The organism is Phytobacter cepae, assembly GCF_054165735.1.
The window spans coordinates 1263717-1285318 of sequence record NZ_CM135107.1; the positions used below are offsets into that span (position 1 = coordinate 1263717).

The following is a 21602-nucleotide window of genomic DNA, read 5'->3' on the forward strand; positions in this document are numbered from 1 at the left end:
TTTGCCATTACGAGACGCCTTTTTTGCAGGACATCGCCAGTGCGCCTGCCAGTAAGGGAAGTGGAAGGAACAAAAAGACTTCGCTGAATGTCCATCCCGCTGCAAGCATCATGGATCCTGTGCCTGCACTGCATATTGCACCTAAACGACCAACACCAGTGGCCCAGCCGACGCCTGTGGCACGTATGGAGGTGGGGTAGAAATGCGCGGCTAATGCATAGCAACCCGGACTGATGCCATTAATGGTAAAGCCGAGGATCAACACCAGTAGACATAGCCCGGGCAGAGAAGGCGTATGTAACCCTAAAATAAAGGCGGTAACAGCTCCAACTGTCAGAGTCATAATGATGGCGTTATGTTTGCCCCAACGATCCATTTCAATACCGATACAAAAATTGCCAAGCATTCCGCCAAGCTGGAACACCGAACCCATCAGAACGGCCTGCGACAGTGTTAAACCACTGTCTCTTATCATCAACGGCAGCCAGCTGGATAAGAGATATACGCAGAACAGCCCGGCAAAAAGAGTTACCCATAGCGCAAATGTCCCCAGTGTATAGGGTGAATGAAGAAGCGATTTCGCCCTGCTGGTACGCGTTTTTTTCCGCTCGGTCGTAAAAAAGTGGGTCTTTTCGTCTGCGATAGCAGGAACAAATCGATTGAGTAAATACCTGAGGTCCTGTTTTCTTTCGGCATGTTGCACCAGGTAATGCATAGATTCCGGGAGATAGCGAAGTAATATCAGTGCCAGAAGTAATGGGAGTATGCCCCCCGTAATTAATACTGAGCGCCAGCCATAAGAGCCAAGCAATTGTTGGCTAAGTAAGCCCCCAAGAGCGGCGCCTGTATTAAAACCACAGTGAATGACCGTTGAAAGGCGTGATCGATATTTTTTTGGGGCGTATTCCGCCACCAGCGTAGTGATATTGGGCATGGCGGCACCCAGTCCCAAGCCGGTAATAAAACGAAAAAAGGTCAGGCTGGGCAAGTTCCATGACCAGGCGGACAAAAGGCTGCTAATACCAAAAAACAGCACGGAGCTGATAATCAATTTCTTACGCCCATAACGATCGGCCAGTGGCCCTGAAATCAGCGAGCCGCCTGCCAGACCAAATAATCCACTCATCATTACCGGACCGAGCATGTGGCGAGAAATTTGCCAGTCATCAATCAAGGCTGGTGCAATAAAACCGATTGATGTGACATCAAAGCCGTCGATACCCAGTACAAGGAAGCCCAGAAAAACAATGAGCCACTGTTGCCGGCTGATAGGCTGATAGGCTGATTATCGAGCACTGCACTGATGTCAATTTTTTTCTGAATTGCCATAAGTCCTCCCCAAATTCAGAGAGCTATGCTCGCCGGTGAGAGTGAGACGGGAATTAGCCGAAGCGGAACTCAACGCCAAATGTTCCCAGAGGGTATTCCCATTTTTCTAATAATGTTCCTTCACACAGTACCCTGCATGTGCCACATTCCAGGCAGCCTGCATAATCGAAATGGATATTGCCGGCATCATCCTGACGATATAATCCTGCGGGGCAGGCATTAATTAGCTTACGAAATTGCTCACGATCGGGATTGGCAACCAGAATGATATGCGGATGTGTTTCATCCACTCGGAATCTATTTACGCCCAGTTTTACGTCGATATTCACCGTACTCATAATACGCGTCCTCCAGTGATGCAATCTTTCAGGATATTCATCAGCCCGACTTGTTTACTTCGTTTCAGCAGGGTCGACCAAAGTGGGGTCGGTTTCGCGCCATCTATCGTGAAAAGATCGGCCATAATATCTGCAGCCATCTGGGGATATTGATCAAATAAACGGGGATTCTCCATTAACGCTGGTACTTTCTTGTAATGCCGCATAGCCGGGATCACGCAACTTTGATCCAGCCTCTGTTGATATTTTTCTAACTGAACCAGGCTAAAATTGTTGATCTCTTTGGCTGCAATTACCGTTTCTGCCGCAGCATTTGCTGCTGCAATAGCCAGATCCATACCACGCACGGTATATCCAAGATTCAGGCACATCCCCGCGGCATCACCAACAATCAGTACGCCATCACCCACCAGCTTCGGTAGCATTGCGATGCCACCTTCTGGCACCAGGTGAGCGGAATATTCCAGTAGGGTTCCACCTTCGATGAGCGGTTTAACGACGGGATGCTGTTTGAAGTCTTCCAACATTTGCGGGACAGATTTACGTGCGTTTTCTATTCCACCAAGACCGCAGACCAGCCCGAGCGACACTGATTCGCGATTGGTATAAAGAAAACCGCCACCCATCAAGCCATCGGAAGGTGAACCCGCAAAAAGCCAGGCTGCGCCTTCATCCTCTGCTACGCCAAAACGGTCCTGAATAGTTTTTGTCGGCAGCGAAATGAGTTCTTTTACTCCCACTGCGTAGTGGTGCGGGTCGGACTGTTGCACCATGCCAATGGTGCGTCCAAGCATTGAGTTAACGCCATCAGCCAACACGACAACATTGGCCTCAAGAATATCGTCTCCAGCCTGTACGCCTGTTACTCGCCCGTTTTCCTGAATTAATGAATCGACTCTGACGCCAGTTATAAATTGCGCGCCGACGTTCTCTGCCTGCTCCATCAACCAACTGTCGAATCCATTTCGCAGCACTGTCCATGATTCACTCTCCGGGTGTGCCTCTGTATGTTGCGCATGAAAATCCAGTGTTACCGCACTACCAGCGGTCAGAAAAGAGATTTTCTCTTTGGTTATTTTTCGCTCCACTGGGGCCGAGTGTGCAAACCCTGGCATAATGCTTTCCAGACTGTGAGCGTAAAGCCGACCGCCGGTCATATTTTTGCTACCCGCGGTGTCGCCACGTTCGATGACCAGGATATCGAGGCCCGCTTTTGCCATCACATAAGCAGCAACACAACCTGCAACGCCTGCTCCAACGATGATGGCATCAAATTTTTCATCCGACATGCTTTGCTCCTGGGCCGCCACCTGAGTGACGGCATCATTGTTAGCGTTTTAATAATTCCGTTAACCCAGGTACGACTTTGTAGATGTCGCCCACCAGTCCGTAGTCAGCGTATTGAAAAATAGGGGCATTTTTATCTTTATTGACAGCGATAATCGTCCTGGCTCCGTTTCCACCAACCATATGCTGGATCTGACCGGAGATCCCCAGCGCAAGATAAATATCCGATTTAAGCATGACGCCAGAAACGCCTACATAGCGTTCACGCTCCATCCAGTGCTCCCCTTCAGCAATAGGGCGGGAGCAACCCACTTCAGCATCCAGTGCAGAGGCCAGATTCCAGATCATCTGCAGGTCATCCTTCGCCATCAAGCCACGTCCAACGCCAATGACCCGACGCGCTTTGCCAAGGTCGACGCTGTTAGCAGTTTTGGTACGTCGTTCACGGCAGAGTACCTCATCGGCGGTAGGAATATAGTCCACCATGGTCAGCGGCGGCATACTGGTATTTGCTTCCGCTATCGGTTCATAGACCCCCCCTGCAAGGGTGATCACGGCGATGCGGGTGTTGATCCTCTCCTGCCCAAAGGCCAGGCCGCCATACATACGATGTTCTGCGTAGAGATGGTTGTCATGGTGATCCAGCAAGACAACGTCATTGATCAGCGCTGCCTGCAATAGCACGCTGAGTTTTGCGGCCAGACCTTTCCCTCGCCGCGTTGCCGCGAGCAGGATAAGGGTTTGCTCTTGCCCCTCGTCAGCAAGGGTTGCCAGCGTTTTTGCATAGTTTTCGATGCGTTGGTTGTCATTTTTTCCGCCTAACAGATAGATCGCGTCGGCTTGCCTGACTTCGTTAATGTCACGTTCATCCCAGATGACGGCATTGACGTGCTCGCCTAACTGGCGTGCGCCAGAGAGGAGATCGGCATAACGCTCTGTAGTGTCGCTGAAGACCCAAACCTTATTGATTTTATTCATGATTTTATTCCCGTGAGCCTTTAGCTTAACGCGTTGGTCAGATAATCGCGCAGACGTGCTATTTCATCCTGCCCATCACCTTCAATGATGATGCGTTTACGTTCCGTTTGCTCCGGGGCATAGACGCTTATCAAATCTGCGTGAGCGGCTTCTGACTCCCAGCCAATATCGGCTGCACTCCACTGAGTCACGCTTTTTTTACCGGCACCGAGGATAGCTTTCATTGACGGAATACGAGGCTCATTGATATCGGATGAGACGCATATCACCGCAGGGAGTGGCACATCTAACACTTCGATTTCATCTTCCAGTGTGCGCTCGACGCTGACATGTCCCTCTTTAATCTCAATATGGCTGACTGCATTAATGGCGGGGATATTTAATATCGCGCCAACCAGCAATCCTGTCTGTTGGGCATAAAGATCCCCCGAGCCTTCGCCGCAGAGTAGAAGATCGAATCCTATTTTTTGGCTTGCCGCCGCCAGCGCACGTGCAGTTTCATAAGGAAGCGAACTGGACAGGTGTTCATCAGTGACCATGTAAAGCGCATCTGGCCCACGCGAGAGGACATCTTTGCGTAATTTGGCGTTATTCAACGCTTTTCCCCCGACGCTGAGCGCCAGCACCTCGTCGCCATCCTTCGCCAGCTGCACAGCAGCTTCAATAGCATTAAGGTCAAAGGGGCTGATCTTGTCCCCGGCCTGACTTGTGGTTAGGGTTTTTTCAGCGGTAATGACAATATCCTGTTCTTCAGGTACCAGTTTGTAGCAGGTAAGAAATCTCATGGCTTATCCTAGTGTTTATCGTACTGTTTCAGGATCTGGCGGGCGGAGATGTAGACCATGATCTCGTCAGTACCGCCGCCAATGCGGTTTACACGCGTATCTCGCCAGAAGCGTGAAACACGGCTGTCGTCGGTATAACCCAATCCCCCCAGTATTTGCATAGCATCGTCAATGACTTCGCATGCAGACTGCGCACAATACAATTTGCACATGGGGGCAGAGAGGCGCATCGACATCTCGTTATCGCACTCCCAGGCGGTGCGGTAGACCATGTTTTTCATGTTTTGGATTTTTATGGCCATTTGGGTGAGTTTGAGCTGAATCATCTGGAACTGGCCGATATTTTGCCCAAACTGAATGCGTTGGTTGGCATAACGGGCTGCATCCTCAAACGCGCATTCCGCTACGCCCAGTGAATGGGCTGCGATGACCAGCCTTTCAATATCGAAGTTTTGCATCATGTGGATGAAGCCATAACCTTCCTGACCCACCATTGCACTCTCTTCAAGCTCCACATTATCGAGGAAGACTTCGCAATTGCTGACCATGTGCCAGCCGACTTTATGCAAATTATTGCGTTTCACCCCCGGGGAATTAGGGTCCAGCCACCAGAGAGTAAAACAACGTTTGGCATCCTCTGGCTCCGGATTACGTGCCAGTACCAACATGTAGGGGTAATCTTTTGCCCCAGTGATAAAAGTCTTTTGGCCATTAAGGTAAACTTTGCCGTTTTTACGGGTATAAGTCGTTGCAATGCGGTTGTTATCGGAACCCGCCTGGGGTTCAGTAAAAGCCAGCGAATAAGCCGGGATACCTGTTAGTCCCACTTCTGCTGTTTTAGCCAATTGCTCAGCGTTGCCAAACGTCTGCATATTGTGGACACATTGTCCTTCGGTCATGATGTAAGCGGGCGCACCCATACGCGCTATCTCTTCCAGTACCAATACTTGCGTCATCATATCGGCGGGAATGCCGCCCAACTCCTCTGGTATGCCTAATAATCCAATACCGCTTTCGGCTAAGGCGTTGAAGAACTCGCGGGGGAAGGTCCGCGTTTCATCGCATCGCTTGAAGTACTCCTCGGGAAAATCCCGGGTTATTAACTCCCGGATACTCGCCAGCAGCAATTCTTGTTCTTCAGTCAGGCTAAAGTCCATGACGCATCCTCATTGATTGGTTCTCCGGTGGGGACTCGCGAAATAAAAGGCATTGATGGCATTCCGTTTTGCCGATTATTTTCCCGTTGGCCAATTTCTTAATAAAATCGGCTTGCTGTTTTTTCTTGGATAATAATTAGGAGAAAGAGGGGGATATATAGACATATCTGACTTGATCCTGGACAAAACAAACATTACCGATGTTTTTGTGAGCTGGCTTCCTAATTTTATATTTCTTTTTCCGTTTGTGTTTTGCAGTTAATGAATTGATTTTATTTTATTTTTGGATGGTCTGAATGGGGGCGGTATGTTCGATTTGTCCAATCATTGGTCGCAAATGTGAATATCATGGTTAAGTGCTGTTTTTTATAATCGATAAGGTCAACATGTGAAGAAGGACGAAAGAAGGTCACGGAGTGCTTTTCAACCTGCATTTTTTATCGTCTTAATTCTTCAAGGGTGAATTCATCATTAAATATGAAGTGGGGTTGGTCTATGTCCTTATTATCTCAACAGCAACTGGAAGCATTGAAACAAAAAATCAGGAAAGTAACGGAAACGGAGCTGGAGGAAATCCAGCTGGAAGTTGAGCGCACGAATGTCTTCCCGGATTCTTATTATGATGTATGCCGCAAGAACGACTTATTTCGACTGTCAATACCTGAAGAGTTTGGTGGGCTAGGACTGAATTGTGAACAATTCTTTTCGGTGATGGAGGAATTCTGCCGTGGACCCGGTGGAATGCGTATGAACCTTCACCATGCAAATGGCCTGAACTGGCGAATTATGTACGATCATGGGGCCGCCGACCTACGAGCGAAATGGTTGCCACTGCTGGCAAACAAAGATGCTTATATCAACTTCGCGCTGACCGAGGCAGAGTGTGGTTCTGGTGCGGATATTCGCACTACCGCAGTGCGAAAAGGGGATAAATACGTCCTCAACGGCACCAAGACGTTGATTTCGCATACTGATATCTCTGACGGTAGCTATGTTATTGCGGTCACGGATGAAAGCAAACGCAAAAAAGGTGGCCTGACTGCTTTTTTCATTGAAACAAACACCCCGGGTTATTACATCGATCCGATGCCACATATGATGGGCTGTCGCGGGGCAGGCCATGCCTATTTGCGTTTTGAAAATTGCGAAGTACCAGCGCATAACATCATGGGCAAAGAGGGTGACGGGCTGGATATTTTCATGGATGCGCTGGCTCATTCCCGAGCAATGATTGCCGTAACCTGCCTCGGGATGTCGCAACGTTTCCTTGAACTGGCAATTGCGCGTGCGAAAGATCGTGTGACCTTCGGTAAACCGCTGGTGGCCCGGCAGGCAATCCAGCAAACGCTGGCCGATATGGGTACACAGGTTCATGCACTACGTGTGATGCTGCGTGATTGTGCACAAAAATTTGACCGTGGCGAAGATATCGAAATGGTCTCAGCAATGTGCAAACTGCATGGTATTGATACGGTACGCACCGTCTCTGACAGTTGCCTGGAGATTTTCGGTGGCATTGGCTATTTCGAAGATAACCCTTATGGACCTATAGAGAGAATGTATCGCGACGCTCGCGCACTCTGGTTTGAAGAAGGCCCACGTACTGTTCAGCGCTTGACCATTGCGCGTCCGCTAATTGCTGCTGCGGGGCAAATTCGTTAACCCTTCCTTGCCAGTGCAACAAAGAGGCATCCTGAAATCTTCATTGTCAGGATGCCCTGCCAGCGATCGCGTACCTCTTTTATCGCGTATGCGATCACGCTTAATTTTCCGTGAGAGTGACTTATGAGTACATCACCTGGAAATAGACGGTGGGGCATTATTGTTCTGCTAATTTTTGATTATTTCGTCATGTTCGTGGCGCGCAGTAGTATGTCTATGTGCGGACCTGCGTTGATGCAGGAATATGGCTGGACGGCAATCCAGTTTGGCTGGGTCTCTACTGCTTTCTTCATTGGCTATGCGATAACAATGTTACCAGCCGGGTTGCTGGCAGACCGTTTCGGCGGCGGAATTGTGCTTGTGACCGGCACGCTATGGTGGGTTGTTTTTACCTTTATGACCCCGCTGGGTTCAACGCTGGGCATGATGATGCTGCTGCGTATTCTGGTTGGGATTGGTCAAGGACTGTTAGTGCCCGCTAACTTTTCGCTAGCAGCACGCTGGGTACCGAAAAGCGAATCAGGTAAGGCGACAGGCTTTCTCCAGATTGGCTGCCCGGCGGGTATTGCCTTTGCGATGGTACTGGCTGCATGGATTATTCAGACATGGAGCTGGCAGTCTGTTTTTTATATTGTTTCGATCCCGGGTTTAGTGTGGTGCTTGTTGTGGTGGTGGTTAGGTAACAGCCGCCCACAAATGGATAAACGCATAAGTAAAAATGAACTGGACTATATTCTTGCCGGGCAGGTAACGGCCACTGCGGCGCAATCGGTTCAGAAAAAAGATCAGGACAGTGCGTTAACTAAAGCGGATATATTGAGCACTCCTTCTGTCTGGGCCTGCTCATTATGCTATTTCTGCACTAATTATCTCTTCTTTCTGTTTATGACCTGGCTACCCACCTATTTTGCAATGGGGCGAGGAATCGATCTTAAACAGAGTGCGATTTACTCCATGCTACCCTATCTCGTGGCAATTCTGGCCTATCCGCTGGGTGGACTGATTACGGATGCTGCCTGCCGCCGCTTCGGGCAAAACGTGGGACGCAAATTATCACCCATACTGGGATTATTGTTAGCCGGTGTGTTTTTGATATTGGGTACGCGAGCCAATAGCCTATGGAGCGCCGCCACGCTGATTTCGGCGTCAAACTTCTTCCTCTGTTTCACTATGGCGGCACATTTCTCAATTCCAATTATTTTCTCACAAAAAGATACCGGCATGCTGGTGGGCCTTAATGGCATATTTGGCACACTGGCTGGGATCCTTTCTCCAGTACTGGCCGGGTGGGTTATCCAGATAACCGGGCAATATGAATATGCACTTTATCTGGGGGCGGGAGTCGCTATTCTTGGCGCATTTTTCATGTTGGTTGCCAGAATTAAACCGATTGAGCAGAAGGGCGCACCTGGATATTCACATACCGTGAGTAGTGAAAATACATTTGCGGGTCAACAAGGATATTCAAACCAGAAGGAACATCATTTATGAGACCATTGGAAGGAATTAAAGTTGTTGATTTAACATCATTTCTTGCAGCGCCAACCGTGGCGCGAATTCTCGGTGACTGGGGAGCTGAAGTGATTAAAATTGAGCCACCATCAGGTGACCCCGGACGCACACAAGCGTCAGTGTTCAATATGCCGTATGAAGACAATGAAAATCCGGCGTTTGATATCTCTAATGCTAACAAACGTTTTCTTTGCCTGAATTTAAAAAAAGAAGAAGCAAAAGCTATCGCCTATCGCATTCTCTCAACGGCGGACGTGGTGGTAACGAGTTATCGTACAAAAGCGCTGGAACGCCTGGGTTTTTCCTGGGAGGAACTGCATCTACGTTTCCCACAATTAATCTTCGCGCATATTCTTGGTTATGGCGAACAAGGCCCTGAAAAAGATACTGCCGGGTTTGATGCAACGGCTTATGTTTGCCGGGGGGGCATTTTGGGATCGACCAATGAGCGCGGTGAGACGCCTATTAACTCTGTGAATGGTTTTGGCGATTTTCAGGCATCAATGTGTCTGGTTTCCGGTATCTGTGCCGCGCTCTATGGCCGTACACACTCTGGCAAAGGCGATAAGGTTACGGTCAGCCTGCACCATACGGCACTGTTTATGATGAGTATCGCCGTCACCTCTGCGCAGTACGGTAACGTCTATCCAAAATCCCGCTGCGAAGTTTCTAACCCATTTAACAACACCTACAAAACCCGTGATGGACGATGGATAGTGATTTGCATTCCGGAATATGATCGTTTCTTCAATAAATTTATAAGCTTACTGGGACGCGATGACTTGGTAGATAGCCCAGACTTTAGCCATATCGCAGAGGTGAATCGGCAGGGGCGAAATCGTGAAATCATTACCATTATCAGCGAACAAATCGCCAAACGTTCGCTGGATGAAATGATGCAAATGCTAAAAGAGAATGATTTTGCCCATGAGAAAGGCTTTACGCCAGACGAGATTCTTGAAGATGAGCAGGCCTGGGCGACAGATTGTTTGCGTCATGTCGATTATCCTACAGGCAATCAACGCGTGCTGGTGACACCACCAGTGACAATTCAGGGCATGGGTCCTGCGCAGATAATACCCTCCCGACGATTGGGATATCATTCACATCAAATTCTGACGGAATATGGATACTCAGAAGAGGAAATCCAAACGCTAAATCAAGAGGGTGCAGTCATTATACCCCTCTGAAAAGACCCTATTTTAATAAGGTCGCAGTGCTGGTCAGAGGTAAGTTTGTATCTGACCAGCGATGCCGTGCAGCAGCGCTGGAGCAAAGTAGAGGAGCATTTATGGCAACCACTATTCCTACTTATGCATTATACGGTGAGCAGTCAGGGCTGGGTTGGGAAAACTTTTTCAATGTTGAACGCATATCCCTACGTTCGAAGGAGTTGAACTGGCGTGCCAGTCCTCACGTCCATGATTCTTTAATACAGGTGTTATTCATCGAGTGCGGACAGGTTGATGTGCTGATGAATGGCACCCGACAAAAAGCCAGCGCCCCCTGCCTGATTGTCGTTCCTGCCCAGACCGTTCATGGTTTTACCTACACACCGGATACCGAAGGATTAACCATTACCGCGTCTCAACACCCGCTCGAAAGCGTCTTAACGATACTATCATCTGATGTGTTAAAAAGGCTGCATAGTCCCAGTCTTATCCCGCTGGATTATGTGCCAAAAGAGAAAGAAATTATCTGGAAACTCTTCTCTTCGATGATGGAAGAGCTGCGCGTCCCAATGATCAACCAAACAGCGATGTGCACATCGCTGTTTATCTCCATGTTTGTGCATCTTTCACGTATTAGTAAGATTAATGATGAAAATCAACAGATAAATAATTCCTCACGCAAGGCATCGCAGATTAATAAATTTCTGGCTATCGTTGATCAAAAATTTCGCCAACGGCTTACGGTTAATGACTATTCTTGTGAGATGGGTATGTCGCCAGGCCATCTTTCTCGCCTGTGTCGCTTGACGTTGGGTATGTCCAGTTTGGATGTCATTAATATGCGAGTGATTCAGGAGGCGCAGCGCGAGCTGGTCTACACCTCTAAATCCATCAAGCAGCTGGCTGCATTTCTGGGTTTCAACGATGAGGCTTATTTTACCCGCTTCTTCCATAAACATGCTGGCGTGAGTCCCAGCCAGTTTAGAGAAATGGCGGTCAGGGAGATAGCGATGGGCGAGGAGTTCCTCTAAGTTTTCCCCGCCTTAATATATCTGAGAGGCGGGAGAAATAAGGATTACTCGCTTTCTGCAGGTAAAACCGGCGTCCAGTCTATAGGCTTTTCGCCGTTCTTCTCCAGCCATTCATTCGCCAGAACAAAGTGGTGGCAGCCAAAGAAGCCACGGTGAGCCGACAGTGGCGATGGGTGGGGCGCTTTCAGAACGTGATGACGTGCGCCATCAATAATGGCTCCTTTCTTTTGTGCGTGTGCTCCCCACAACAAAAAGACCACGCCTTCCCGATGTTCATTAATCAGGCTAATCACTTTATCGGTGAACGTTTCCCATCCAAGACTGGCGTGGGAATGCGCTTGTCCGGCACGGACGGTAAGGACCGTATTAAGCAACAGCACCCCCTGGCGGGCCCAGCTTTCCAGATAGCCATGTTGCGGGCGAATGAAACCAGGAATGGACTGCTCAAGTTCTTTATACATATTGAGTAGAGAAGGGGGGATGGCAATACCTGGCCGTACAGAGAAAGAGAGACCGTGTGCCTGGTTAGGGCCATGATAGGGATCCTGGCCGAGAATCACGACTTTTACCTGGCCAAGCTCAGTAAATCGGAATGCATTAAACACATCTTTTTGGGGAGGGTAGATGACCTCCCCGGACTGGCGCTCCGCAGCGACAGTGTTAAGCGTGTTTATAAAGTAAGGTTGTTGTTTCTCTTCTGCCAGCACATCGTGCCATGTTAATGAGGTTGTCATTGCGCGCTCCACTGAATCTTCATTACCTAAGCTTAACTGCTTCTTTCTCAGGAACAAAATGGGGATCGGTTTTACCCTTCATTCGGTGTAACTTAATTTGAAAAATCATAAAAAAATTAGAAATTCTGGCTGGCGTAACTTGATGTAAAACAATAAATTCTGCCTATGACCCTCTTTCACATGTGGTTTTCTTTGATTTTAATCAAAGAATCAGGGCCTGGTGGGGAGTATATATACACTCAAGCAACAATGGTTTTACCAATTGGCCGCTGAAGTTTCGGCCAAATCAATAATAATGCCTAAGGGAGGCACAATATGATCACTGGTATCCAGATTACTAAAGCCGCTAACGATGACCTGTTGAATTCTTTCTGGCTGCTTGATAACGAAAAAGGCGAAGCACGCTGCGTATGTGCGAAAGCAGGTTTTGCCGAAGATGACGTTGTTGCCGTAAGCAAACTGGGTGACATTGAATACCGTGAAATTCCGATGGAAGTTCAGCCTGAAGTGCGCGTCGAAGGTGGTCAACACCTCAACGTTAACGTGCTGCGTCGTGAAACACTGCTCGATGCGGTTGAACACCCGGAAAAATACCCGCAGTTAACTATCCGTGTTTCCGGCTACGCAGTACGTTTCAACTCACTGACACCAGAACAGCAGCGCGATGTTATTGCGCGTACCTTTACTGAAAGCCTGTAACTTCAGGTGTCAGAGATGAAAACGCCGGGCTAGCCCGGCGTTTTTTTATTCTTCGCTACTTTTTGGTTCTGACGTGGCTGCAGCCGTTGGCTTGCGACGTTTACCAATATTCTTCGTATCGCGGTGACGTTTTTTCACACGCGGCTTCTCTTTTTCTTTCTGCTTTTGCTCTTCGCGTTTGGCGAGCACTTTCTTGGACGGTTTACCGGTCATTTTCTCACTCGGCGGACGCGTCGTCGGGCGTAATTCATCGATCACTCGTGCTTTGACCGGCTCTTCGATGTAACGGCCCACTTTCTGCAGCAGCAGATAGTCATGCGCTTCAACCAGAGAAATCGCTGTACCTTTGAGGCCAGCACGTCCGGTACGACCGATACGGTGGAGATAGGTATCCCCACTGCGCGGCATGTCGAAGTTAATCACATGGCTCACTTCAGGAATATCGATACCGCGCGCCGCCACGTCAGTCGCTACCAGCACATTAACGCGACCTTCAGTCAGACGTTTAATCCCTTCGGTGCGTTTCACCTGCGGCATGTCACCTTCAAGATAACAGTTATCGATGCCTGCAGAACGCAATTGAGCGGCGAGCTCATGCACACGCTCACGTTTACGGACGAAGATGATAGAACGTGTCGCATCTTCTTGTTTCAGAACGTGTTTGAGTAACGCGAGCTTGTGCTCATAATTATCAGCACGGTAATACCACTGGTGAATTTTTTTACGTTCACGTGTGGATGGTGTGGCGGAGACCTCAGCAGGCTCTTTCAGCAGACGCTCGGCAAAGTCTTTAATCGCGTCCCCTTCGAGGGTAGCTGAGAAGAGCATGGTCTGGTTACGCCAGCGTGTCTCACCAGCAATGTGTTCGATGTCCTGCGCAAAACCCATGTCGAGCATGCGGTCCGCTTCATCCAGAATCAGCGTCTCAACAGCACGGCAGTCAAAATTCTCTTCTTTAATGTATTGCAGCAAACGCCCCGTCGTAGCCACCACGATGTCCTGGTTCTCACTGAACACTTCTGCGTGGTTCATATACGCCACGCCCCCGGTGATGGTCGCGATATCCAGATGGGTGTTTTTTGCCAGTTCACGCGCGTGGTCGGCAACCTGCATCGCCAGTTCACGGGTTGGCGTCAGGATCAAAATACGTGGCGGGCCAGATTTCTTACGGGGGAAATCCAGCAGGTGCTGCAACGCTGGCAGCAGATATGCCGCCGTTTTACCCGTACCTGTCGGCGCGGAGCCGAGCACATCACGCCCCTCAAGCGCAGGCGGAATAGCGGCAGCCTGGATGGCGGTCGGGCGTGTGAAGCCTTTTTCCTGGAGTGCTTCCAGAAGGCTTTCGTCAAGTTCAAGTTCGGAAAAAGTCGTTACAGTCATTATCTACCTCTGTGTGGGGCGCCGATTATAGACGTTACGGCTGCAATCTTCATCTGTTTGTCTGCTTATTCCTTTTCCAGCGCTTCGCTTTACCCTATGCTACGTCTGTTTCCGTATTGAGGTTGTAAAGATGCCCCAGCCAAAGGCTCACTTGCGCCGTGATGGCTTCACGTTTAAACAGTTCTTCGTTGCACACGATCGTTGCGCCATGAAAGTGGGTACCGATGGTATCTTACTCGGTGCATGGTCACCCGTCTCTCGTGCAAAGCGTATTCTTGATATCGGTGCCGGAAGTGGGCTGATTTCATTAATGCTTGCCCAGCGCACTGGGGAAAATGTCCTCATTGATGCTATCGAACTGGATGAGGAGGCGGCGTCGCAGGCGAAAGACAATGCACTGGCCTCGCCCTGGGCATCGCGAATGAATGTGCATCAGGCCAATATTGTTGAATGGGGAACGGCGCAAACGCTGCGTTACGACCTTATTGTCAGCAACCCGCCTTACTTTACTCAGGGCGTAGAGTGCTCAACACCCCAGCGAGAACAAGCGCGCTATACCACGACCTTAGATCATCCGGCACTTCTTGAGTGCGCAGCGACGCTGATTACGGAAGACGGTTTTTTCTGTGTGATTTTACCGGTGGATGTCAGTGACGCCTTTGCTGCAAAAGCGCAGGAAATGGGCTGGCATGTTCGTTTACGCACCGATGTGACCGAATATGACGTTCGCCTGCCGCACCGCGTTATGTTGGCATTTTCCCCGGCGCCCGGTGAGTGCTTTACCGACAGGCTGGTGATTCGCGGTGCAGATCAGCGTTACTCTGACAGCTACACCGCGTTAACACAGGCCTTCTATTTATTTATGTAACCCGCCGGGGCCAGTACCGTTGGCCCGGACTCGGGCAACAGAGCCGGGTAGTCCAGTGTATAGTGCAACCCACGGCTCTCTTTACGCTCCATTGCGCAGCGTACGATCAGTTCCGCTACCTGCACCAGGTTGCGTAATTCCAGTAAATTATTTGAAACGCGGAAATTGGCGTAATACTCATCGATTTCCTGTTGCAGTAGCGTGATGCGCCGCAGGGCGCGCTCCAGCCTTTTTGTCGTGCGCACGATCCCAACATAATCCCACATGAACAGTCGAAGCTCATGCCAGTTGTGCTGAATAATGACCCGCTCGTCTGCATCATCGACGCGACTTTCGTCCCAGGCCGGTAAGGGATTTATCCCCTGAATCTGCGGGATGCGTTGGGCAATATCCTCTGCTGCGGACCAGCCATAGACGAGACATTCCAATAGGGAGTTAGACGCCATACGGTTGGCGCCGTGTAGCCCGGTGTAACTGACTTCGCCGATGGCATAGAGGCCATCGACATCCGCACGGCCATGTTCATCAACCATCACCCCGCCACAGGTGTAGTGCGCTGCCGGTACGATGGGTACCTGGTCTTTGGTTAAATCGATACCCAGACCTAATAACTTCTCGTAAATCATTGGAAAATGCTGGCGTACAAACGCTGCTGGTTTATGACTGATATCGAGATACATGCAATCTGCGCCGAGACGTTTCATCTCATGATCGATGGCGCGGGCCACGATATCTCGCGGGGCCAGCTCGCCACGTTCATCAAAATCGGGCATAAAGCGGGTCCCATCGGGGCGCTTGAGATGCGCACCTTCACCGCGCAGTGCCTCAGTCAGCAAGAAATTTCGCGCCTGTGGATGGAATAACGCCGTTGGGTGAAATTGGTTAAATTCGAGATTGGCAACCCGGCAGCCTGCACGCCATGCCATCGCAATCCCGTCGCCAGAGGCGATATCCGGGTTGGTGGTGTACTGATACACTTTTGAGGCACCACCGGTAGCCAGTACCACGGCTTTGGCGTGGCAGGTCTCCACTCTCTCTTTATTCCGATTCCATACCCATGCGCCGACAATACGTCGGGTACCAGGCAGGCCAATCTTGTCGGACACAATTAAATCGACGGCATTGCTGCGTTCAAAAATATGAATATTGGGATGGTTCAGGGCCTTACTGACCAGCGTATTTTCCACCTCTTTTCCGGTGGCATCGGCGCTGTGAAGTATACGGCGATGGCTGTGACCGCCTTCACGGGTCAGGTGATAACGCTCACCGCCATTGGCATCAGTCTGAGTATCAAACAGCACGCCCTGACTGATGAGCCACTGAACGCACTGGCGCGCGTTGCGGGCGACAAATTCAGCAGCCGCGCGTTCAACAATACCAGCCCCGGCAATCAGCGTGTCTTCAACGTGGGATTCAATGCTGTCGGTCTCATCGAAAACCGCAGCGATTCCGCCTTGCGCATAGAAGGTTGAGCCTTCGCTCACAGGGCCTTTGCTTAACACAATAACCTTGTGCTGCTCAGCAAGACGCAAAGCAACGGACAGGCCAGCAGCGCCGCTGCCAATAACCAGCACATCGCAGGATAGTTCTGAGGATGTTTTCATAGTTCGTGTTTAATTTACTAAACAATGTAACGGCAGCATAGCACTATCATAGAGCTTAACGTACGTTTTTTTTACAGCTTGTACTGAAGACTAAACATTCAGAGGGTGGAAAGCATAAAGATGATGCCGTTGACGCAAAATTAAGTGAAATTGATTAGGTGATGAAAAAAAGGCGGTATTGCGTTACTCTCTGGCGGTCCTGGGTTCTTTTATCAGCATAAATACAGAGTTCGGCGTTGGTAGACTTATAATGAGTCATAATGAAAAGTCTGCAGAACGAAAGAAAAACAAAGGCGTAACGGAACTTTTAAACGTACCTACCCTCTAATTGGCTGCTTGCTCATGTTGCAGTGATGGAGTGGCGTTTCTTTTACGCGTGGAATTGGTTTTGGGGAGACTTTACCTCGGATGAGCGAGCAGTTAACGGATCAGGTCCTTGTTGAGCGGGTCCAGAAAGGAGATCAGAAAGCCTTTAACTTACTGGTGGTGCGCTACCAGCATAAAGTAGCGAGTCTGGTTTCCCGCTATGTACCTTCAGGCGATGTGCCTGATGTAGTACAAGAGTCATTTATTAAAGCCTATCGTGCGCTGGATTCTTTCCGGGGAGATAGTGCTTTTTATACCTGGCTGTACCGTATCGCTGTGAATACAGCAAAAAATTATCTGGTTGCTCAGGGACGCAGACCACCCTCCAGTGATGTGGACGCTATCGAAGCAGAAAACTTCGAAAGTGGGGGGGCACTGAAAGAAATTTCGAACCCTGAGAACTTAATGTTGTCAGAGGAACTGAGACAAATAGTTTTCCGTACCATTGAGTCGCTCCCGGAAGATTTACGCATGGCAATTACGTTGCGGGAGTTGGATGGCCTAAGCTATGAAGAGATAGCGGTCATCATGGATTGCCCGGTGGGTACCGTACGTTCACGTATTTTCCGTGCTCGGGAAGCTATTGATAATAAAGTTCAACCGCTTATCAGGCGTTGACGATAGCGGGATACTGGAAAAGGTATTAGGCATGCAGAAAGAACAACTTTCCGCTTTAATGGACGGTGAAACGCTGGATAGTGAGTTGCTCGTAGAGCTGTCTCGCTCTCCGGAAATGCAGAAAACCTGGGAGAATTATCACCTTATCCGTGACACCCTGCGTGGTGACACTGCGGATGTTCTCCACTTCGATATCTCAGCCCGGGTGATGGCCGCGATCGAAAACGAGCCGGTTAACCAGGCCACGCCACTCATTCCCGAAGCGCAACCTGCGCCCCAGGAATGGCAAAAAATGCCATTTTGGGCAAAAGTGCGCCCATGGGCGGCACAGCTTACACAAATGGGCGTGGCGGCATGTGTATCACTCGCTGTGATTGTGGGTGTGCAGCATTACAATGGTCAAACCGAATCTGCCCAGCCTGAAGCACCGGTGTTTAATACGATGCCAATGATGGGTAAAGCGAGCCCGGTAAGTCTGGGTGTTCCGGCTGATGCCACTGCCGATGTCGGTCAGCAGCAGCAGGTTCAGGAACAGCGTCGTCGCATTAATGCGATGCTGCAGGATTATGAATTGCAGCGCCGCCTGCACTCCGAACAGCTTAAGTTTGAGCAAGCACAAACGCAGCAAGCCGCTGTGCAAGTGCCAGGAAATCAAACATTAGGAACTCAATCGCAGTAATGAAGCAACTTTGGTGTGCTATGTCCTTTGTGGCAGCAGGCCTGTTCTTCTCCAGCAACGCCTCGGCAGATAACTCGTCCGGGGCGTTGTTGCAGCAAATGAACGTGGCTAGCCAGTCACTCAATTATGAGCTGTCCTTTATTAGCATCAGCAAGCAAGGGGTAGAGTCGTTACGCTATCGCCATGCTCGTGTTGACAATCAATTGCTCGCGCAGCTGTTGCAAATGGATGGTCCTCGTCGGGAAGTGGTTCAGCGTGGCAATGAGATCAGCTATTTTGAGCCCGGTCTTGAGCCTTTCACATTGAATGGCGACTACATTGTCGATTCCCTGCCTTCACTGGTTTATACCGATTTCAAACGTCTGGCCCCTTACTATGATTTCATCTCTGTAGGGCGCACGCGCATCGCGGATCGTTTGTGTGAAGTGATTCGCGTCGTGGCGCGGGATGGAACACGTTACAGCTACATCGTCTGGATGGATGCAGAGACGCGCTTACCTATGCGCGTTGATCTCCTTGACCGTGATGGCGAGACGCTGGAGCAGTTCCGCGTGATTGCTTACAACGTGAACGCGCAGGTGGCGAATAACATGCAAACCCTCGCGAAAGCCAATTTGCCGCCTCTGCTTTCGGTGCCGACAGGTGACAAAGTGACCTTTAACTGGGCACCTTCCTGGGTTCCGCAAGGGTTTGTAGAAATCTCAAGCAGTCGTCGTCAACTGCCAACCGTTGATATGCCGGTAGAGTCACGTCTTTACTCTGATGGGCTATTCAGTTTCTCCGTGAACATCAATCGTGCAAACCAAAACAGCACCGATCAGATGTTACGCACCGGCCGCCGTACGGTTAGCACCACCGTCCGGGATAGCAATGAAATCACTATAGTGGGTGAATTACCCCCGCAAACGGCTAAACGCATTGCCGATAGCGTTAAGTACAAGGCGGCACAATGATCAAAGAATGGGCAACCGTCGTTTCCTGGCATAACGGTGAAGCGCTGGTGGAGTGCGATGTAAAGACCTCCTGCAAAAGCTGCTCTTCCCGTTCAGGTTGTGGAACACGCGTTCTGAATAAGCTTGGGCCGCAGATGATCCACACCATTGCCGTGCCCTGCGATCAGCCGTTAGTTAAAGGGCAGAAGGTCGAATTGGGCATTGGCGAAGGGAGTCTGCTGGGATCGGCGTTGCTGGTCTACATGTCTCCACTGGTGGGCTTATTCCTGATGGCGGCCCTGTTCCAGACCCTGTTTGGCCAGGATCTGGCCACCCTCTGCGGTGCCATCCTCGGTGGTGTAGGGGGCTTCCTGTTAGCGCGCAGTTTTTCACAAAAACTGGCGACCCGTAACGACTGGCAGCCTGTCATTATCAGTGTGGGTCTTCCGCCCGATATGGTGCGTTTCGACGATCCTTCTGTCGAAAACAGTCAGTAATTCCCCCGTCTTGATCGGGGAAGTGCGAAGGCGAATTTGTTAACCGTTTGAGCATTTCCCCGCATTGTCGTTGTAGTGTAGAATGCGGCGTTTCAGACTTTTGACGTCAGGCGCAGAACCGCGGCCTCTTAGTAATTCGTAAGGCAAAAAATCTCCCTATATGAAGAATATACGTAACTTTTCGATCATTGCGCACATCGACCACGGTAAATCGACGCTGTCTGACCGCATTATCCAAATTTGTGGCGGCTTGTCCGACCGCGAAATGGCAGCGCAGGTTCTTGATTCCATGGATCTTGAGCGTGAACGCGGTATTACCATCAAAGCACAAAGCGTTACGCTGGATTTCAAAGCATCCGATGGCGAGACCTATCAACTGAACTTTATCGATACCCCAGGTCACGTTGACTTCTCCTACGAGGTATCCCGTTCATTGGCCGCCTGTGAAGGGGCGTTGCTGGTGGTGGACGCAGGGCAGGGCGTAGAAGCGCAGACGCTGGCCAACTGCTATACGGCGATGGAAATGGATCTCGAAGTGGTGCCGGTCCTGAACAAAATTGACCTGCCTGCTGCCGATCCAGAACGTGTTGCCGAAGAAATCGAAGACATTGTGGGTATTGATGCCACCGACGCCGTTCGCTGCTCCGCGAAAACCGGCGTGGGCGTGGTTGATGTCCTTGAGCGTCTGGTGCGCGATATTCCAGCGCCGGAAGGTGACCCGGAAGCGCCGCTGCAGGCGCTGATTATTGACTCCTGGTTCGATAACTACCTGGGCGTTGTCTCGTTGATCCGTGTGAAAAACGGCACCCTGCGTAAAGGCGACAAGGTCAAAGTGATGAGCACCGGTCAGGTTTATAATGCCGACCGTTTAGGGATCTTTACGCCGAAGCAGCTCGACCGTACCGAACTGAAATGCGGTGAAGTGGGCTGGTTGGTCTGTGCAATTAAAGACATTCTCGGCGCGCCAGTAGGGGATACCCTGACATTGTCGCGTAATGCCGCTGACAAAGCGCTGCCGGGCTTTAAAAAGGTGAAACCGCAGGTTTATGCGGGCCTGTTCCCGGTCAGTTCTGATGATTATGAGAACTTCCGCGACGCGCTTGGCAAGCTGAGCCTGAACGATGCGTCTTTGTTCTATGAACCAGAAAGTTCTACAGCGCTGGGCTTTGGTTTCCGCTGCGGCTTCCTTGGCCTGCTGCACATGGAGATCATTCAGGAGCGTCTGGAACGTGAATACGATCTGGATCTGATCACCACCGCGCCGACGGTGGTTTACGAAGTCGAAACCACGTCGAAAGAAGTTATCTACGTCGACAGCCCGTCTAAGCTGCCGCCGCTGAACAACATTCATGAGCTGCGTGAGCCGATTGCTGAATGTCACATGCTGCTGCCGCAGGAGTTTTTAGGCAACGTTATCACCCTCTGTATCGAAAAACGTGGCGTGCAGACCAACATGGTTTACCACGGCAACCAGGTCGCATTGACCTACGAAATTCCGATGGCAGAAGTGGTACTCGACTTCTTCGACCGTCTGAAGTCCACTTCTCGTGGCTATGCGTCACTGGACTACAACTTCAAACGCTTCCAGGCCTCTAACATGGTGCGTGTTGATGTATTGATCAACAGCGAACGTGTTGATGCGCTGGCGCTGATTACCCATAACGATAACGCGCCGTATCGTGGTCGTGAACTGGTTGAGAAGATGAAAGAGCTGATTCCTCGTCAGCAGTTTGATATCGCGATTCAGGCGGCTATCGGCAACCACATCATCGCCCGTGCTACGGTTAAACAGTTACGTAAAAACGTTCTGGCAAAATGCTATGGCGGTGACGTCAGCCGTAAGAAAAAGCTGTTGCAGAAACAGAAAGACGGTAAGAAACGTATGAAGCAGGTCGGTAACGTCGAGCTGCCGCAGGAAGCGTTCCTTGCCATTCTGCACGTTGGGAAAGACGGCAAATAACCTCTAAGGAGTTG

General features: G+C 50.2%; 21 protein-coding genes. 11 read left to right on the forward strand and 10 right to left on the reverse strand.

All coding sequences use genetic code 11. The features are described 5' to 3' along the window. Window positions 1-7: 7 nt before the first annotated feature. The 7 genes from ACUY4Q_RS05935 to ACUY4Q_RS05965 are packed head-to-tail and all read right to left on the reverse strand — an operon-like array spanning window position 8 to window position 5874. Window positions 8-1174, reverse strand: coding sequence for an MFS transporter (locus ACUY4Q_RS05935; RefSeq protein WP_458046138.1), 1167 nt, complete (start codon window positions 1172-1174; stop codon window positions 8-10). Continuing rightward, window positions 1171-1329, reverse strand: a complete 159-nt coding sequence (locus ACUY4Q_RS05940; RefSeq protein ID WP_458046139.1) for a hypothetical protein — start codon at window positions 1327-1329, stop codon at window positions 1171-1173. The genes ACUY4Q_RS05935 and ACUY4Q_RS05940 overlap by 4 nt, the downstream gene beginning before the upstream one ends. 53 nt (window positions 1330-1382) lie before the next feature. Beyond that, window positions 1383-1667, reverse strand: a complete 285-nt coding sequence (locus ACUY4Q_RS05945) for a ferredoxin family protein (RefSeq protein WP_458046140.1) — start codon at window positions 1665-1667, stop codon at window positions 1383-1385. Then, on the reverse strand, window positions 1664-2956 hold the full coding sequence (locus ACUY4Q_RS05950; RefSeq protein ID WP_458046141.1) for an FAD-dependent oxidoreductase: 1293 nt from the start codon (window positions 2954-2956) through the stop codon (window positions 1664-1666). Before ACUY4Q_RS05950 ends, ACUY4Q_RS05945 begins: the two co-directional genes overlap by 4 nt. Window positions 2957-2996: 40 nt before the next feature. Further along, window positions 2997-3932 (reverse strand): FAD-binding protein, encoded by a 936-nt coding sequence (locus tag ACUY4Q_RS05955; RefSeq protein ID WP_458046142.1) that lies wholly within the window; start codon window positions 3930-3932, stop codon window positions 2997-2999. A gap of 20 nt (window positions 3933-3952) precedes the next feature. Next, on the reverse strand, window positions 3953-4717 hold the full coding sequence (locus tag ACUY4Q_RS05960) for an electron transfer flavoprotein (protein WP_458046143.1): 765 nt from the start codon (window positions 4715-4717) through the stop codon (window positions 3953-3955). 8 nt (window positions 4718-4725) lie between these two features. Beyond that, window positions 4726-5874: an acyl-CoA dehydrogenase gene (locus tag ACUY4Q_RS05965; protein ID WP_458046144.1), complete on the reverse strand. Its 1149-nt coding sequence runs from the start codon at window positions 5872-5874 to the stop codon at window positions 4726-4728. A 495-nt stretch (window positions 5875-6369) separates the two neighbouring features. Between ACUY4Q_RS05965 and ACUY4Q_RS05970 the strand changes: the two genes are divergently transcribed. The 4 genes from ACUY4Q_RS05970 (at window position 6370) to ACUY4Q_RS05985 (ending at window position 11251) form a co-directional block, all read left to right on the forward strand. Beyond that, window positions 6370-7536: an acyl-CoA dehydrogenase family protein gene (locus ACUY4Q_RS05970; RefSeq protein WP_458046145.1), complete on the forward strand. Its 1167-nt coding sequence runs from the start codon at window positions 6370-6372 to the stop codon at window positions 7534-7536. A 210-nt stretch (window positions 7537-7746) separates the two neighbouring features. Continuing rightward, window positions 7747-9027 carry an MFS transporter gene (locus tag ACUY4Q_RS05975; RefSeq protein WP_458046146.1) on the forward strand — a complete coding sequence of 427 codons (1281 nt, stop codon included), beginning with the start codon at window positions 7747-7749 and terminating at the stop codon, window positions 9025-9027. After that, the gene (locus ACUY4Q_RS05980) at window positions 9024-10238 is read left to right on the forward strand and encodes a CaiB/BaiF CoA transferase family protein (RefSeq protein ID WP_458046147.1); all 1215 of its coding nucleotides are present in this window, start codon (window positions 9024-9026) and stop codon (window positions 10236-10238) included. The genes ACUY4Q_RS05975 and ACUY4Q_RS05980 overlap by 4 nt, the downstream gene beginning before the upstream one ends. Before the next feature lie 101 nt (window positions 10239-10339). Continuing rightward, window positions 10340-11251, forward strand: a complete 912-nt coding sequence (locus ACUY4Q_RS05985) for a helix-turn-helix domain-containing protein (RefSeq protein ID WP_458046148.1) — start codon at window positions 10340-10342, stop codon at window positions 11249-11251. Window positions 11252-11295: 44 nt separating this feature from the next. Here ACUY4Q_RS05985 and ung read toward each other — a convergent pair whose 3' ends face one another. Beyond that, on the reverse strand, window positions 11296-11985 hold the full coding sequence (gene ung, locus ACUY4Q_RS05990; RefSeq protein ID WP_458046149.1) for a uracil-DNA glycosylase: 690 nt from the start codon (window positions 11983-11985) through the stop codon (window positions 11296-11298). 315 nt (window positions 11986-12300) lie between these two features. Here ung and grcA point away from each other — a divergent pair, with 315 nt between their 5' ends. Further along, window positions 12301-12684, forward strand: coding sequence for an autonomous glycyl radical cofactor GrcA (grcA, locus tag ACUY4Q_RS05995; protein WP_458046150.1), 384 nt, complete (start codon window positions 12301-12303; stop codon window positions 12682-12684). Between the two features lie 45 nt (window positions 12685-12729). Here grcA and srmB read toward each other — a convergent pair whose 3' ends face one another. Beyond that, on the reverse strand, window positions 12730-14064 hold the full coding sequence (gene srmB, locus ACUY4Q_RS06000) for an ATP-dependent RNA helicase SrmB (RefSeq protein ID WP_458046151.1): 1335 nt from the start codon (window positions 14062-14064) through the stop codon (window positions 12730-12732). A 130-nt stretch (window positions 14065-14194) separates the two neighbouring features. Between srmB and trmN the strand changes: the two genes are divergently transcribed. Next, the gene (gene trmN, locus ACUY4Q_RS06005; protein ID WP_458046152.1) at window positions 14195-14932 is read left to right on the forward strand and encodes a tRNA(1)(Val) (adenine(37)-N(6))-methyltransferase TrmN; all 738 of its coding nucleotides are present in this window, start codon (window positions 14195-14197) and stop codon (window positions 14930-14932) included. On the opposite strand, the gene nadB is transcribed toward trmN, so the two are convergent. Then, the gene (gene nadB, locus ACUY4Q_RS06010) at window positions 14917-16536 is read right to left on the reverse strand and encodes an L-aspartate oxidase (RefSeq protein ID WP_458046153.1); all 1620 of its coding nucleotides are present in this window, start codon (window positions 16534-16536) and stop codon (window positions 14917-14919) included. The genes trmN and nadB overlap by 16 nt on opposite strands. Before the next feature lie 408 nt (window positions 16537-16944). Here nadB and rpoE point away from each other — a divergent pair, with 408 nt between their 5' ends. The 5 genes from rpoE to lepA all read left to right on the forward strand — a co-directional run bounded on the left by rpoE (window position 16945) and on the right by lepA (window position 21588). Next, the gene (gene rpoE / locus ACUY4Q_RS06015; RefSeq protein WP_007370770.1) at window positions 16945-17520 is read left to right on the forward strand and encodes an RNA polymerase sigma factor RpoE; all 576 of its coding nucleotides are present in this window, start codon (window positions 16945-16947) and stop codon (window positions 17518-17520) included. A gap of 31 nt (window positions 17521-17551) precedes the next feature. Continuing rightward, window positions 17552-18199, forward strand: a complete 648-nt coding sequence (gene rseA, locus ACUY4Q_RS06020; protein ID WP_458046154.1) for an anti-sigma-E factor RseA — start codon at window positions 17552-17554, stop codon at window positions 18197-18199. After that, window positions 18199-19152 carry a sigma-E factor regulatory protein RseB gene (gene rseB, locus ACUY4Q_RS06025; protein ID WP_458046155.1) on the forward strand — a complete coding sequence of 318 codons (954 nt, stop codon included), beginning with the start codon at window positions 18199-18201 and terminating at the stop codon, window positions 19150-19152. Before rseA ends, rseB begins: the two co-directional genes overlap by 1 nt. Further along, window positions 19149-19628, forward strand: coding sequence for a SoxR-reducing system protein RseC (rseC, locus tag ACUY4Q_RS06030; protein WP_458046156.1), 480 nt, complete (start codon window positions 19149-19151; stop codon window positions 19626-19628). The genes rseB and rseC overlap by 4 nt, the downstream gene beginning before the upstream one ends. A 160-nt stretch (window positions 19629-19788) precedes the next feature. Beyond that, window positions 19789-21588, forward strand: coding sequence for a translation elongation factor 4 (gene lepA, locus ACUY4Q_RS06035; RefSeq protein WP_458046157.1), 1800 nt, complete (start codon window positions 19789-19791; stop codon window positions 21586-21588). Window positions 21589-21602 lie beyond the last annotated feature (14 nt).